Annotated in this window: 13 protein-coding genes; 6 read left to right on the plus strand and 7 right to left on the minus strand. The window is 72.9% G+C overall.

Features of this window, described 5'->3' with window-relative positions; translation table 11 throughout:
• The first annotated feature begins 139 nt into the window (after positions 1 to 139).
• Entirely contained in the window at positions 140 to 1474 is a 1335-nt protein-coding gene (locus O7618_RS30205) for a DUF6350 family protein (protein ID WP_278109528.1), read from the plus strand.
• 125 nt (positions 1475 to 1599) lie between these two features.
• On the opposite strand, the gene O7618_RS30210 is transcribed toward O7618_RS30205, so the two are convergent.
• Together O7618_RS30210 and O7618_RS30215 are read right to left on the minus strand one after the other, a co-directional pair.
• Positions 1600 to 2166, minus strand: a complete 567-nt coding sequence (locus O7618_RS30210; RefSeq protein ID WP_278109529.1) for a DUF4190 domain-containing protein — start codon at positions 2164 to 2166, stop codon at positions 1600 to 1602.
• A 34-nt stretch (positions 2167 to 2200) separates the two neighbouring features.
• On the minus strand, positions 2201 to 2500 hold the full coding sequence (locus O7618_RS30215; protein WP_091072139.1) for a CD225/dispanin family protein: 300 nt from the start codon (positions 2498 to 2500) through the stop codon (positions 2201 to 2203).
• Positions 2501 to 2678: 178 nt separating this feature from the next.
• Between O7618_RS30215 and purN the strand changes: the two genes are divergently transcribed.
• From purN to O7618_RS30230, 3 genes are all read left to right on the plus strand, one after another.
• On the plus strand, positions 2679 to 3299 hold the full coding sequence (gene purN, locus O7618_RS30220) for a phosphoribosylglycinamide formyltransferase (protein ID WP_278109530.1): 621 nt from the start codon (positions 2679 to 2681) through the stop codon (positions 3297 to 3299).
• Complete coding sequence (gene purH, locus O7618_RS30225; RefSeq protein ID WP_278109531.1) at positions 3296 to 4867, plus strand: bifunctional phosphoribosylaminoimidazolecarboxamide formyltransferase/IMP cyclohydrolase; 1572 nt, start codon at positions 3296 to 3298, stop codon at positions 4865 to 4867. Before purN ends, purH begins: the two co-directional genes overlap by 4 nt.
• A gap of 315 nt (positions 4868 to 5182) precedes the next feature.
• Positions 5183 to 5590 (plus strand): hypothetical protein, encoded by a 408-nt coding sequence (locus O7618_RS30230; protein WP_278109532.1) that lies wholly within the window; start codon positions 5183 to 5185, stop codon positions 5588 to 5590.
• Positions 5591 to 5720: 130 nt separating this feature from the next.
• Here the strand turns inward: O7618_RS30230 and O7618_RS30235 are convergent, their stop codons facing one another.
• The 5 genes from O7618_RS30235 to O7618_RS30255 form a co-directional block, all read right to left on the minus strand.
• Positions 5721 to 6749 (minus strand): dipeptide ABC transporter ATP-binding protein, encoded by a 1029-nt coding sequence (locus O7618_RS30235; protein WP_278109533.1) that lies wholly within the window; start codon positions 6747 to 6749, stop codon positions 5721 to 5723.
• Positions 6733 to 7770 carry an ABC transporter ATP-binding protein gene (locus tag O7618_RS30240; protein WP_278109534.1) on the minus strand — a complete coding sequence of 346 codons (1038 nt, stop codon included), beginning with the start codon at positions 7768 to 7770 and terminating at the stop codon, positions 6733 to 6735. Before O7618_RS30240 ends, O7618_RS30235 begins: the two co-directional genes overlap by 17 nt.
• A gap of 6 nt (positions 7771 to 7776) precedes the next feature.
• Positions 7777 to 8733, minus strand: coding sequence for an ABC transporter permease (locus O7618_RS30245; RefSeq protein ID WP_278109535.1), 957 nt, complete (start codon positions 8731 to 8733; stop codon positions 7777 to 7779).
• A gap of 72 nt (positions 8734 to 8805) precedes the next feature.
• Positions 8806 to 9744, minus strand: a complete 939-nt coding sequence (locus tag O7618_RS30250) for an ABC transporter permease (RefSeq protein ID WP_278109536.1) — start codon at positions 9742 to 9744, stop codon at positions 8806 to 8808.
• Between the two features lie 90 nt (positions 9745 to 9834).
• Complete coding sequence (locus O7618_RS30255) at positions 9835 to 11433, minus strand: ABC transporter substrate-binding protein (RefSeq protein WP_278109537.1); 1599 nt, start codon at positions 11431 to 11433, stop codon at positions 9835 to 9837.
• A gap of 243 nt (positions 11434 to 11676) precedes the next feature.
• On the opposite strand from O7618_RS30255, the gene O7618_RS30260 reads away from it, so the two are divergent.
• Both O7618_RS30260 and mdh read left to right on the plus strand, forming a co-directional pair.
• Positions 11677 to 12540 (plus strand): bifunctional methylenetetrahydrofolate dehydrogenase/methenyltetrahydrofolate cyclohydrolase, encoded by an 864-nt coding sequence (locus tag O7618_RS30260; RefSeq protein WP_278109538.1) that lies wholly within the window; start codon positions 11677 to 11679, stop codon positions 12538 to 12540.
• A gap of 99 nt (positions 12541 to 12639) precedes the next feature.
• Entirely contained in the window at positions 12640 to 13590 is a 951-nt protein-coding gene (gene mdh, locus O7618_RS30265) for a malate dehydrogenase (RefSeq protein ID WP_278109539.1), read from the plus strand.
• The last annotated feature ends 200 nt before the right edge of the window (positions 13591 to 13790 follow it).

Below are 13790 nucleotides of genomic sequence, written 5' to 3' on the forward strand. Positions count from 1 at the left end.
CCGCGACAGGAAAAGGTCGCGCCTCAAGCCGAGGCTAGACCGGATCACCGGGGCCGATCCGCAGGTTCGGCGAACTCACCACCGGCACGGCCCGGTATCGGACTGCCGTCCTCAGCGCGGCGTGCCAGAGTAGACGGCGATGTCACGTGTCACCCCTGACCAGCCCCGCCGCGCGACCGCCGGCCCGACCGCCGGCGCCCGGCCGCGCGGCCGGGCCCGCCCGACCGCGCGAGGGCCCGTGCCCCGGCCCGGCGACCCGTCCCGCAACCGGGCCCCGCTGCCCGTCGCCGCCGGGGTGGCCGCGCTCTGGGCCGCGGTGACCTCATGGCTGCCGGTCACCGTGGTGCTCGGCCTGGCCCAGCTCACCGAGGACGCCGGCTCGCTCGCCGGCGCGCTGCGCGCCGGGCTCGCCGGCTGGCTCCTCGGGCACGGGGTGCCGCTGCAGACCGCCGCGGGCCCACTCGGCCTGGCGCCGCTCGCGCTGAGCGTGCTCGTCGTCTGGCGGCTCACCCGCGCCGGGGTGCACGTCAGCCGCGCCGTGGGCGCCCGTGGTGGCGGCTCGCCCCGGCAGGCGCTCACCGTCGCGGTCGCGGTCGGCATCGCGTACGCGCTGCTCGGCGCGCTCGCCGCGCTGACCGTCAGCGCCGGCGGGCTGCGGGTCTCCCCGGCCACCGCCGCGCTCGTCTTCGCCGCGTTCGGCGCCCCGGCCGCACTGGTCGGCGCGTTGCGCACCACCGGGGTGTGGGCGTTGCTGGCGCGGCGCAGCCCACCACCGGTCCGCGACGGGCTGCGCGCCGGCGTGGTCGCCGCGCTCCTGCTGTGCGGCGCGAGCGCCGGCGCGGCCGGGCTGTCGGTGGCCACCGGCGGGGGCGACGCGGCCGACATGATCGGGGCCTACCGGACCGGGGTGGCCGGTCAGGCGGGCATCACCCTGGTCAGCCTCGCCTACGCGCCGAACGCCACCGCCTGGTCGGCCAGCTACCTGCTCGGGCCCGGGTTCGCCGTCGGCACGGACACGGCGGTCCGCACCAGCGAGGTGTCGGTCGGCGCGCTGCCGGCCGTACCCCTGCTGGCCGGCCTGCCGCGCGGCCCGGTGGACGGGGCCGGCGCCGGGCTGCTCGCGGTCCCGGTGCTGGTCGCGATGGCGGCCGGCTGGCTGCTGGCCCGGCGGTCGCTGCGGGCCGCGGCCGAGGAACGGGCCGAGGTCGGCTGGCGGGCGCTCCTGGTCCCGGCCGCGCTCGCCGGTCCGGTCGCCGGCGCGTTGCTGGGGCTGGTCGCGGCGGCTTCGGGCGGGCCGCTCGGCGGCGGCCGGCTGGCCGAGATCGGGCCGCCACCCTGGCCGGTGTTCGGCGTGGCCACGGTGGTGGTCGCGGTCGGCGCGATGCTCGGCGCCGCGGCGACCCGCACCCTCACCCGGCCCGCGCCGCCGGCCCGCCCATCGGCCCCGCCCCGCGCCACCCCCGACCCGCGCTGACCCGCGCCGGGAGGCGCGAGCGGGCCGGAGCCCTCGCCGTCGCCGACGACCTGGGCCGGCGAGCACGCGGCAGGGACGCGCGAGGGGCGCCCGGCCAGTCGCCGGACGCCCCTCGTGGGAACCGGTCAGGAACCGAAGTTGCCCATGTTGATAGCGGCACCGGCGATGGCGCTGATGATGCCGACGACCACGCCGACCGCACCGCAGATCAGGGCGGCCCGGGCCTGGCCGGCGTTGCTGGCCTCGCCGGCCTGCACCTTCTTCTGGCCGAGCACACCGAGCACCACGCCGGCGATGCCGGCCGGGACGCCCAGCAGCGGGCAGCATAGGCCGAGCACGATCGACGCGATGCCGACGATCATGCCGATCAGGCCCAGCGTGTTGTTCTGGCCCTGACCCGCGCCCGGGCCGGTTGGGTAGCCCGCGGCCGGATACTGCGGCGCGGCGCCGTACGGCTGCTGCTGCGCGTACGGGTCCTGGCCATAGGGCTGGCCGGAGGTGGGCTGCCCGTAGGGCTGGCCCGAGGTCGGCTCGCCGTAGGGCTGACCGGAGGTCGGCTGCTGCCCGTACGGCGGCTGCTGCCCGTACTGCGGGGGCTGCGGCGGCTGGCCGTACGGGTCGTGCGGCTGGGCGGTCGGGTCCTGGTTCGGCTGCTGGCCGTACGGGTCCTGTCCGGGGTAACCGGGCTGCATGTCAGGGAACTCCTCAGATTGGTTCGGCTGTCGGTCAGTTCGTGCCGCTGCTGCCGCCGACGAGACCCGCCAGGCCACCGAACAGGCAACACACCACAATGATGCCGATCCAGACCAGGCCGACGATCAGGGCCCACTTGGACCACTTCTTGGACTCGGCCGCGGCGGCCTGGGCGCCCGCGTAGTCGCCCTGCTGGATCAGCGGGTTGACCTTGGAGGCGTTGATGATCGCCGGGATGGCGAGCGGCCAGAACAGGAAGATCGCCACGATCGACATGGTCATGTTGTTGTCGATCTGCTGCGGGGGCTGCTGCTGGGGGTAACCGGGCTGCATGGGGTGACTCCTAGGTCCGGCGGCACGGGCGAGGTGCCGGGTTCTCTGGGGATGCGGGTCGGGCGTAGGCCGGACACCGGGCGACCGGCAGCGTACCGCGACGGTGCCACCGGGGAGATCACCCGACAAGCCGCCGCCCGACGGCCGGACCGGCCGGCCTGCCCGATAGGGTTGCCGCGTGACCGAGCCCGCGTCCGTCGCCCGCCTCGTCGTCCTCGTCTCCGGCTCCGGCAGCAACCTCCAGGCGCTGCTGGACGCCGCCGCCGACCCCGGCTACGGGGCGCGGGTGGTGGCCGTCGGCGCCGACCGGGACGGGATCGCCGGCCTGGACCGGGCCGCCGCCGCCGGCGTGCCGTCCTTCGTCGAGCGGGTCAAGGACCACCCGACCCGGGAGGACTGGGACAAGGCCCTCACCGCCCGGGTGGCCGAGCACCGGCCGGACCTGGTGGTCAGCGCGGGGTTCCTCAAGCTGGTCGGGCCGGAGTTCCTGACCGCGTTCGGCGACCGCTACCTGAACACGCACAACACGCTGCTGCCGGCGTTCCCCGGCATCCACGGTCCCCGCGACGCGCTGGCCTACGGCGTGAAGGTCACCGGGGCCACGTTGTTCTTCGTCGATGCCGGGATGGACACCGGCCCGATCGTCGCCCAGGTCGCCGTTGCGGTGTTCGACGACGACGACGTGGAGACGCTCACCGAGCGCATCAAGTCCGCCGAGCGGCGCCAGCTCGTCGAGCAGGTCGGCCGCCTGGTCCGTGAAGGTTGGACGATCACCGGCAGAAAGGTCAGCATTCCGTGAGCACCACTGAGGAAGGTCGCCGCCCGATCCGGCGCGCGTTGGTCAGCGTCTACGACAAGACCGGCCTGGCCGAGCTGGCCCACGCCCTGCACGAGGCCGGCGTGGAGATCGTCTCGACCGGCAGCACCGCCTCGACGATCTCCGGCGCGGGCGTGCCGGTCACTCCGGTCGAGCAGGTCACCGGCTTCCCGGAGATCCTCGACGGCCGGGTGAAGACCCTGCACCCGAAGATCCACGGTGGTCTCCTGGCCGACCTGCGCAAGGACACCCACGCCGGCCAGCTCGACGAGCACGGCATCGCCGGGATCGACCTGCTGGTCTCCAACCTCTATCCGTTCCAGGCCACGGTCGCCTCCGGCGCGGGCGCCGACGAGTGCGTCGAGCAGATCGACATCGGTGGCCCGGCGATGGTGCGGGCGGCCGCGAAGAACCACGCCTCGGTGGCGGTGGTGACCGACCCGGCCGCGTACCCGGCGGTGGTGGCCGCGCTCGCCGACGGTGGCTTCACCCTGGCCCGCCGGCGCGCGCTCGCGGCCCGGGCGTTCGCCGACATCGCCGACTACGACGTGGCGGTGGCGGACTGGTTCGCCACCACTGTCGCCCCGGCCGAGGACGGCTTCGGCGAGTTCGCCGGGCTGGCGCTGCGTCGCCAGGCCGTGCTGCGCTACGGCGAGAACCCGCACCAGACGGCGGCGCTCTACGCCGACCCGGGCGCGCCGGCCGGGCTGGCCCAGGCCGAGCAGTTGCACGGCAAGGAGATGTCCTACAACAACTACGTCGACGCGGACGCCGCCTGGCGGGCCGCGCACGACTTCCCGGACCAGCCGGCGGTGGCGGTCATCAAGCACGCCAACCCGTGTGGCATCGCGGTCGGCGCGGACGTGGCCGAGGCGCACCGCAAGGCGCACGCCTGCGACCCGGTCTCCGCGTTCGGCGGCGTGATCGCGGTGAACCGGCCGGTGAGCGTCGAGCTGGCCGGGCAGGTGGCGGAGATCTTCACCGAGGTGCTGGTGGCGCCGGGCTTCGACGACGGCGCGCTGGAGCTGCTGCGGGCGAAGAAGAACATCCGGCTGCTGCGGGCGCCCGCGTTCGCGCCGCGGCCGGCGGAGTGGCGGCAGGTCAGCGGCGGCATGCTGGTGCAGGCGCGGGACGCGGTGGACGCGCCCGGCGACGACCCGTCCGGCTGGACGCTTGCCACCGGCGACCCGGCCGACGAGGCGATGCTGCGCGATCTGGCGTTCGCCTGGCGGGCGGTACGCGCGGTGAAGAGCAACGCGATCCTGCTGGCCCGCGACGGCGCCACCGTCGGCGTGGGGATGGGCCAGGTCAACCGGGTCGACTCGGCGCGGCTCGCGGTCAGCCGGGCCGGCGAGGACCGGGCCCGCGGCGCGGTCTGCGCCTCGGACGCGTTCTTCCCGTTCGCCGACGGGCCGCAGATCCTCATCGACGCCGGCGTCCGGGCGATCGTGCAGCCCGGCGGCTCGATCCGCGACGAGGAGACCATCGCGGCCTGCAAGGAGGCCGGCGTGACCATGTACCTCACCGGGACCCGGCACTTCTTCCACTAGGTCGGGTCCGCGCGTCGCACCTCACCGCCGGTGACCGTGGGTGAGCCCCAACGAAGGAACAGCCGGGTTTGAGCGGTATACCCCGCAGGCATGGTGGTGCCTCTGAGGCATACCGCTTCCACCACGTCGATTCCGCCGGGGCCCCCGACACACCGGAGGCCGGTGGCCCCGGCGACCACGGAGGAAGACCGGGGTGGCCCGCCATCCGTCGCGTCCGACCGTGCTCCGTTGCCGGCCGCCGTGGCCGGTTGCTAGCGTGTGCCGGCGGCGGTCGATCGACCGTCTCCACTGTTCATGAGCCCCGGCAGGTGTGCCATGCGCGTGCGCGACCGGTCGGCCGCCGTCGTCGTCACGCTGGCCTTCGTCCTCGTGGCACTCGGCTCCGCCGCCGGCCCGGCCGCCGCCGCGCCCCCGCCCGGAAACCGGCCCGCCGCCGGGCCGCTCGGCGCCGCACCGGCCGCCGGATGCCGGGCCGGGTCGGACCCGGTCGCGGTGGTCGGGGCGTACCCGGGACGGCCCTGCGCGGAGCTGTCCGGCGGGTGGTGGGGCGACCGGCGCGGCGGCGTCGCCTACGGCGACGGGCCGGACGAGCCGCTTCCGGCCGCGCCCCCGAGCGTGGCCGGCCCGGTCGTGTCGGCGCGGTCCGTGCCCGCGCGCCGGCCGCCGGCCCCGCCGCTGCGCCCGCGCGGCGTGCGCGCCGCGCGGGCACCGCCCACCGCCTGAGCCGCACCGGAACCCGCCGCGTCGACCCGGCGGTTCCGTAGCGGGCCGTCGTCGCCCACGGGGGCGCGCCTCACGCACCCCGTCCGCGTCTCGCGAGGCCTCGTCCCCACTTCCTCCGGGGGACGGGGCCTCAGACGTCCGCGCGCACCTCGGCGAAGTGGCAGGCCGACGGGTGCGGGTCGGCCGCGCGGGGCACGGTCTGCGGGTCCTGGACGGCGCACACCTCCTCCGCCTTCCAGCACCGGGTGCGGAACCGGCAGCCGGACGGCGGGTCGGCCGGGCTGGGCACGTCACCGGTGAGCCGGATGACGGTCCGCCGGTCGCGGGCCTCCGGGTCGGGCACCGGCACCGCGGAGAGCAACGCCTGGGTGTACGGGTGGGTGGCGCGCTGGTAGATCTGCTCCTCGGTGCCGATCTCCACGATCCGGCCCAGGTACATCACCGCCACCCGGTCGCAGATGTGCCGGACCACCGACAGGTCGTGCGCGATGAAGATGTAGGAGAGCCCGAACTCGTCCTGGAGCTGCTCCAACAGGTTGATCACCTGGGCCTGGATGGAGACGTCGAGGGCCGACACCGGCTCGTCGCAGACGATGATCTCGGGCCGTAGCGCGAGCGCCCTTGCGATGCCGATGCGCTGCCGTTGGCCACCGGAGAACTGGTGCGGATAGCGGTTGACGTGCTCCGGGTTGAGCCCGACCACGTCGAGCAGCTCCCGCACCCGCTGCCGCCGACTGCCCTTCGGCGCGGCGTCCGGGTGGATCGCGAACGGTTCGCCGACGATGTCGCCCACGGTCATCCGCGGGTTGAGCGAGGTGTAGGGGTCCTGCATCACCATCTGCATGTTCCGCCGCAGCCGGCGCAGCTCCCCGCCGGACGCGGCGAACAGGTCCCGTCCCTCCAGCGTGGCCCGGCCGGAGGTCGGCGTCTCCAGCCGCATGAGCAGCCGGGCCAGCGTGGACTTGCCGCAGCCGGACTCGCCGACCACGCCGAGTGTCTCGCCCCGACGCAGCTCGAAGCTCACCCCGTCGACCGCCCGCACCGCGCCGATCTGCCGCTTGAACAGGACGCCCTGGGTGATCGGGAAGTGCTTCACCAGATCGTCGACCGCGAGGACTGTCTCGCCCCGGAGCTTGGTGGAGCTAGCGGGCACGGTCATCGTGGACCTCCTGCGCGAAGTGGCATGCGCTGGTCCGGCCGTCGCCGAGGACCAGGTCGTGCGGCACCTCGTCCACGCAGACCTGCCGCGCGTAGGGGCAACGGGGGTGGAACGGGCAGCCGGCCGGGATCCGCATCAGGTTCGGCGGCAGCCCCCGGATGGTCGACAGCGCCTGGCCGCGCACGTCGAGCCGGGGGATCGACTCCAGCAACCCCTTGGTGTACGGGTGGGCGGGCGCCCGGTAGAGCGGGCGCACGTCGGCGTGTTCGACGATCCGGCCGGCGTACATGACCGCGATCCGGTCCGCCACGCCGGCCACCACACCGAGGTCGTGGGTGATCAGGATCAGCGCCATGCCGAGGTCCCGCCGCAGGTCGGCGAGGAGGTCCATGATCTGGGCCTGCACGGTGACGTCGAGCGCGGTGGTGGGTTCGTCCGCGATCAGCACCTTCGGGTCCAGCGCCAGCGCCATGGCGATCATGACGCGTTGACGCATGCCGCCGGAGAACTGGTGCGGGTGGTCGCCGAGCCGCTTCGCCGCGGCCGGGATCCGGACCAGGTCCATCAGTTCGACGGTGCGTCGGCGCGCGTCGGCGCGGGACAGCCCGGCCCGCTGCCGCAGCGACTCGCCGATCTGCCACCCAACCGGGAACACCGGGTTCAGCGCGGACAGCGCGTCCTGGAAGATCATCGCAATCTCCGCGCCGCGGATCCGACGGCGCTCCTCCTCCGACCGGGTGAGGAGGTCCCGCCCCTGGTAGAGGATCTGGCCGGAGCGGACGCGGGCGGGCGGGGTGTCCAGGATGCCCATGATCGCCTGAGCGGTGACCGACTTGCCGGAGCCCGACTCGCCGAGCACGGCGAGCGTCTCGCCGGCGTCCAGGTGGTAGGTCACCCCGTTGATCACCCGGGCCACCCCCTCGCCGGTGCGGAACTCGACGTGCAGGTCCCGCACCTCCAGCAGGTGCCCGTCGGGCGGAGTGGGGGAGGCCGGCGTCGGCCGGACCGCGGGTTCGGTCATGGTCTCTCACCGCAGCTTCGGGTCGAAGGCGTCGCGGATCGCGTCGCCGAGCATGATGAACGCGAGCACGGTCAGCGCGAGGAAGGCCGACGGCACGATCAGCGGCGTCGCCGACTCGCGCATGTGCACCCGGCCCGCGTCGATGTCGATGCCCCAGGAGATGGTCGGCGCCTTCAGGCCGATGCCGAGGAAGCTCAGCGTGGCCTCGGCCGCGATGAACGAGCCGAGCGCGATGGTGAGCACCACGATGGCCGGTGCGAGCGCGTTCGGCAGGATGTGCCGCCACATGATCCGGCCGTTGCCGGCGCCCAGCATCCGGGCGGCGGCCACGTAGTCCTGCTCCCGGGCGGTGATCACCGAGGAGCGCACCACCCGGGCCGCGGTGGTCCAGCCGAGCAGCGCCAGCACCAGGATGACCGCGAACAGGCGTACCGTCTCGCCGCTGGTGCTGACCCGCTTGAGCAGCACGATCGCGGCCAACAGCAGCGGGATGCCGAGCACGATGTCGATCACCCGGGAGAGCACCGCGTCGACCCAGCCGCCGAAGTAGCCGGCGAGCATCCCGACCACGAGCGCGATCACCCCGGTGATCAGCGCCGAGAACGCACCCACCAGCAGCGAGGCGCGGGCGCCGTAGACCGCGCGGGCGAACGTGTCGCAGCCCTGGAAGTCGTACCCGAAGATCGCCCCGCCGGACGGCCCGGCGTGCTGGCGGGAGAGCACGCAGTCGCGCGGGTCGTTGGCGGTGAACAGCCCGGGCGCGACGGCCATCGCGGCGACCAGCACCACCAGCAGGAGGCTGAGCCAGAAGACCGGGTTGCCGCGCAGGTCGCGCCAGGCGTCGCCGGCCAGGCTGCGCGGCCGACGCGGCTCGCCGGCCCGGTCCGGGGTGCCGGGCTCGCCGGAGACCCCCCGCCGCGCCGACTGGTCCTCGGTCGCCGCGACCGTCTCGAAATCGCTCATGCCCGCGCCCCGCTCCGCTCGGCGCGGTCACGAGCGACCGGACACGCTGCGTTGATGATTCGTTCGCTGCGCTCACTCATAGCGGATCCTCGGGTCGAGTACGGCGTAGAGCACGTCCACCACCAGGTTGGACAGCAGGTAGACCACGACGAGCACGCTGACGATGCCGACCACCAGCGGGCCGTCCTCGGTGCGGATGCCGCGGAACAGGTTGAAGCCGACGCCAGGGATGTTGAACACGCCCTCGGTGATGATCGCGCCGCTCATCAGGTTGCCGAGTTCGACGCCGAGGAACGTGACCACCGGGATGAGCGAGTTGCGCAGCACGTGCACGCCGACGACGCGGCGTCGGGCCAGACCCTTCGCGCGGGCGGTCCGCACGTAGTCGGCGCGCAGGTTCTCCGACACCGACGTCCGGGTCAGCCGCAGCGCGGTGGCCAGCGACAGTGAGCCGAGCACGATGCCGGGCAGCAGCAGCGCCCAGAGCGACGGCTGCGCGCCGGCGGTGGGCGGGAAGATCGGCCAGCGTACGCCGAGGAAGTACTGCGCCAGCGGGGCCAGCACGATGGTCGGGATGCCGAGCACCAGCAGCGTGAGCACGAGCGTCGCGTGGTCGAAGACGCCGGCTCGCCGGATCCCGGCGATCACCCCGGCGGTGACCCCGACGAGAACGGTCACGGCCATCGCGATCAGGGCGAGCTTCACGGTGACCGGCCAGGCGGCGGCGAGGATGTCGCCGATCTGCCGGCCGGTCAGCGACTGGCCGAGGTCGCCCCGGAGCAGGCCGCCGAGATAGTTGAGGTAGCGGTAGAAGAACCCGCCGACGCCGGTCGCGTCCAGGTGGTACTTCTCGGTCAGGTAGGCGCGTTGGGCCGCGGTGACCGGTCGTTCCCCGGCGAGCGCCTGGATCGGGTCGCCCTGCCCGGCGAACATCAACGCGTAGACGATCAGCGTGGTCCCGAAGAAGGCGAGGACCATCTGGAGCAGTCGCCGCAGGATGAACCGGAGCATGCTGGCCAGTGTGCCGAAAACAGGAGAAATGCGGGCCAATGCCAGGGCCGGGCCACCCGGTGGGGGTGGCCCGGCCCGTGGTCGGTCAGGTCAGGCGCGTTCGATCTTCAGCAGGTCCACCCGGTCGAAGAGGTCCACGTGGACGTTCTTGACCTTGGTCGAGTGACCGAAGTTGTTCTGCCCGTACCGCAGCGGGATCACCGGCAGGTCCTGCGCGAGCAGGTCCTCCGCCGCCTGGTACTTCTTGATCGCCTCGTCCTCGGTCGCCGCGCGGGCGCCCTCGGCGAGCAGCCTGTCGAACTCCGGGTTCGAGTAGCCGTAGTAGTTCGACGAGCCGTTGGTGCTGTACAGCGGGCCCAGGTAGTTCTCCATGGACGGGTAGTCCATCACCCAGCCCATCCGGAACAGGCCGACCGACTGCTTCTGCTTGAGCTTGGTCAGCAGGTCCGCGAACTTCGGCTCGGCGTTGCCCACGCACTCCACGCCCAGGTTGGCCTTGAGCTGGTTGCAGGTGGCGTCGATCCAGTCCTTGTGGCCGCCGTCCCCGTTGTAGGACAGCTCGATCTTCTTCGGGCCGCCCGCGGCCTCGTACATGGCCTTGGCCTTGGCCGGGTCGAACGCGCCGGCGGTGCCGATGGTGTTCTCCCGGTAGCCCGCGACCACCGGCGAGACGAACGAGCGAGCCGGCTGCTGGGAGTCCTTGAAGATCGACTTGGTGATCTCGTCCCGGTCGATCGCCATCGAGATGGCCTTGCGCACCTCGGGCTTGCTGAACTCCTTCTGGAAGGTCGGGAACGCCAACACCTGGAGCGACGAGGCCGGGCTCTGCTGGAACCGGTCGCCGAGGTCGGTGGCGGCGGTGGACAGGTTCTCGGTCGGGATCGTCTTGATCACGTCGAGGTTGTCCGACAGCACGTCCGCGTACGCGGCGGTCGGCTGCTGGTAGATCCGGAACTCGACGCCACCCACCTTGGGCTGCTGGCCCGGGAACGCGTCGTACTTCTCCACCTCGACCTTGGCGTCGTGCTGCCAGTTGCCCTTCATCTTGAACGGGCCCTGGCCGATCGGCGCCTGCTCGTAGCCGTCGGCGAGCACGCCCGGCGCGGAGAACGCCGCCTTGGGCAGCGGGTAGAAGGCGGTGTAGCCGAGCATGGTCTTGAAGTCCACGTACGGCTCGGTGAGCGTCACGGTGAAGGTGAGGTCGTCGACCTTCTTCAGGCCGCTCAGCGTCTGGGCCTTCGGCTTCTCGCCCTGGAGGTCCTCGTAGCCGGCGATCTTCTCGAAGAAGTAGCTGGAGTTCTGGCCGTTCGGCGCGTACGCGCCGTAGTTCCAGGCGTCGACGTAGTTGTCGGCGGTGACCTTCTCGCCGTTGTGGAAGGTGTAGCCGGGCTTCAGCTTGATCGTCCAGACCTTGTTGTCCGACGACGTCGCCGAGTCCGCCGCCACCTCGTGCGGCTTGTTCGCCTCGTCGTAGTCGACGAGCGGGCTGAACAGGGCCGACAGCACCTGCGAGCCACTGGTCTCGTTGGTGTTGGTCGGCACCAGGTGCTGCGGCTCGGCGATCTCGATCCGCACGGCCGCGTCGGGGTCGCTTGCGCCGCCGCTGCCGCCGCCCGTGCCGCAGGCCGCCAGGCCCAGGGTCACCGCGAGCGGGAGAGCGGTCCAGGCCGCGAGCCTACGAACACGCATGGAGTCTCCTCTTCTCCTCACGCTGCGCGGTCGGCCCGGCGCTGGGTGACGCTGCGCAACGAGCCGTAACGGTAGGTCGCGATGCGGCGGGTCGACAACGGTTGGGTAACGGAGAGGTGACGCATCGTGCCCGAATGTTCCGTTTCAAGGCATGTCTCGTGACTCTGAGTGGCGAAGGCCACGTGCCGGCGCGATGTCGGCGGGCGTCGCGGTCCCGCGACCCGGACGTGAGACGATCACCTGGTGACGGCGACGATCCTGGACGGCAAGGCCACGGCGGCGGAGATCAAGGACGAACTGCGGGCGCGGGTCAAGGCGCTCGCCGAACGCGGCATCACCCCGGGCCTCGGCACGGTCCTGGTCGGGGAGGACCCCGGCTCCCAGGCGTACGTCAACGGCAAGCACCGCGACTGCGCCGAGGTCGGCATCGCCTCGCTGCGGGTCGCGCTGCCCGCCGACGCCAGCCAGGAGCAGCTCGACGCGGCGCTGGCCGAGCTGAACGCCGATCCGGCCTGCCACGGCTACATCGTCCAGCTTCCGCTCCCGGCCCACCTGGACACCCAGCGGGCACTGGAGTCCATCGACCCGGACAAGGACGCCGACGGCCTGCACCCGGTCAACCTGGGTCGGCTCGTGCTCGGCTACGACGCCCCGCTGCCCTGCACGCCGCGCGGCATCGTCGAGCTGTTGCGCCGGCACGACGTGCCGCTGCGCGGTGCGAACGTCGCCGTGGTCGGCCGGGGCAACACGGTCGGCCGGCCGCTCGGCCTGCTGCTCACCCGGCGCAGCGAGAACGCCACCGTCACGCTCTGCCACACCGGCACCCTCGACCTCGCCTCGCGCACCCGCGCGGCCGACGTCGTGATCGTCGCCGCCGGGGTGCCCGGCCTGCTCACCGCCGACATGGTCACCCCCGGCGCGACGGTGGTGGACGTCGGCATCACCCGGGTGATCGGTGACGACGGCAAGGGGCGCTACACCGGCGACGTCGACCCGGAGGTGGTCGAGGTGGCCGGCAAGGTGGTGCCGATGCCGGGCGGCGTCGGCCCGATGACCCGGGCCATGCTGCTCACCAACGTGGTCGAGCGGGCCGAGCGGGACGCCTGACCACCCAGACAGGTCATAACCGTCCGCCCCTCGCCCGTTCGGTGCCAGGATGGCTGATACGGTCCGGGAAACCGACTGGTATCAGGGAGTGGGACGACCATGGGTAAGAAGGTCACTGTCGTCGGGGCCGGCTTCTACGGCTCCACCACCGCACAGCGTCTGGCCGAGTACGACGTCTTCGACACCGTCGTCATCACCGACATCGTGGAGGGCAAGCCGGCGGGCCTCGCGCTGGACCTCAACCAGTCGCGGCCGGTCGAGGGCTTCGAGACCACGATCGTCGGCGTCACCACCGGCCCCAACGGTGAGGGCTACGAGGCCATCGAGGGCTCCGACGTCGTCGTCATCACCGCCGGCCTGCCGCGTAAGCCGGGCATGAGCCGGATGGACCTGCTGGAGACCAACGCCAAGATCGTCCGGCAGGTCTCCGAGAACGTCGCCAAGTACGCCCCGAACGCCGTCGTCATCGTGGTGTCGAACCCGCTCGACGAGATGACCGCGCTGGCCCAGATCGCCACGCAGTTCCCGAAGAACCGGGTGCTCGGCCAGGCCGGCATGCTCGACACCGCCCGGTTCACCAACTTCGTCGCCGAGGCGCTGAGCGTACCGGTGAAGTCGGTGCGGACCCTGACCCTCGGCTCGCACGGCGACACCATGGTCCCGGTCCCGTCCAAGAGCACCGTGAACGGCAAGCCGCTGCGCGACGTCATGCCGGCCGAGCAGATCGAGGAACTGGTCGTCAAGACCCGCAACGGTGGCGCCGAGGTCGTCGCGCTGCTGAAGACCGGCTCGGCCTACTACGCCCCGTCCGCCGCCGCGGCGCGGATGGCGAAGGCCGTGGCCGAGGACTCCGGCGACGTCATGCCGGTCTGCGCATGGGTCGACGGCGAGTACGGCATCTCCGGCGTCTACCTGGGCGTCGAGGCCGAGATCGGCGCCCAGGGCGTGAAGCGGGTCGTCGAGACCGACCTGGACGCCGACGAGCTGGCCGCCCTGAAGGAGGCCGCCGAGGCCGTCCGCGCCAAGCAGGCCGACATCTCCTCCCTCTGACCCACCCCGCACCACCCGCCGAAGGGCGGCCGGCGGCCCGCCGGCCGCCCTTCGGCGTCCCCCGGCCCGACGGCGACCGGGTCCCGACGGGCCGCCTCGCGCTACCGCGCGTCGGTGGCGCCGGGGAACGCCGCCGCGCGTGGCTGGAGGGAAGGACCCGCCCGGTCCGGCAGCGCGGTGATCGTGATAGACCCGAGCGT

This window comes from Micromonospora sp. WMMD980 (assembly GCF_029626035.1).
Taxonomy (GTDB): domain Bacteria; phylum Actinomycetota; class Actinomycetes; order Mycobacteriales; family Micromonosporaceae; genus Micromonospora.

Coding starts and splice junctions, on each gene's coding strand:
- O7618_RS30240 (WP_278109534.1), bottom strand. CDS start 7,770: ATGACCGAACCCGCGGTCCGGCCGACGCCGGCCTCCCCCACTCCGCCC.
- mdh (WP_278109539.1), top strand. CDS start 12,640: ATGGGTAAGAAGGTCACTGTCGTCGGGGCCGGCTTCTACGGCTCCACC.
- O7618_RS30215 (WP_091072139.1), bottom strand. CDS start 2,500: ATGCAGCCCGGTTACCCCCAGCAGCAGCCCCCGCAGCAGATCGACAAC.
- O7618_RS30255 (WP_278109537.1), bottom strand. CDS start 11,433: ATGCGTGTTCGTAGGCTCGCGGCCTGGACCGCTCTCCCGCTCGCGGTG.
- O7618_RS30235 (WP_278109533.1), bottom strand. CDS start 6,749: ATGACCGTGCCCGCTAGCTCCACCAAGCTCCGGGGCGAGACAGTCCTC.
- O7618_RS30210 (WP_278109529.1), bottom strand. CDS start 2,166: ATGCAGCCCGGTTACCCCGGACAGGACCCGTACGGCCAGCAGCCGAAC.
- O7618_RS30250 (WP_278109536.1), bottom strand. CDS start 9,744: ATGCTCCGGTTCATCCTGCGGCGACTGCTCCAGATGGTCCTCGCCTTC.
- O7618_RS30205 (WP_278109528.1), top strand. CDS start 140: ATGTCACGTGTCACCCCTGACCAGCCCCGCCGCGCGACCGCCGGCCCG.
- O7618_RS30245 (WP_278109535.1), bottom strand. CDS start 8,733: ATGAGCGATTTCGAGACGGTCGCGGCGACCGAGGACCAGTCGGCGCGG.
- O7618_RS30230 (WP_278109532.1), top strand. CDS start 5,183: ATGCGCGTGCGCGACCGGTCGGCCGCCGTCGTCGTCACGCTGGCCTTC.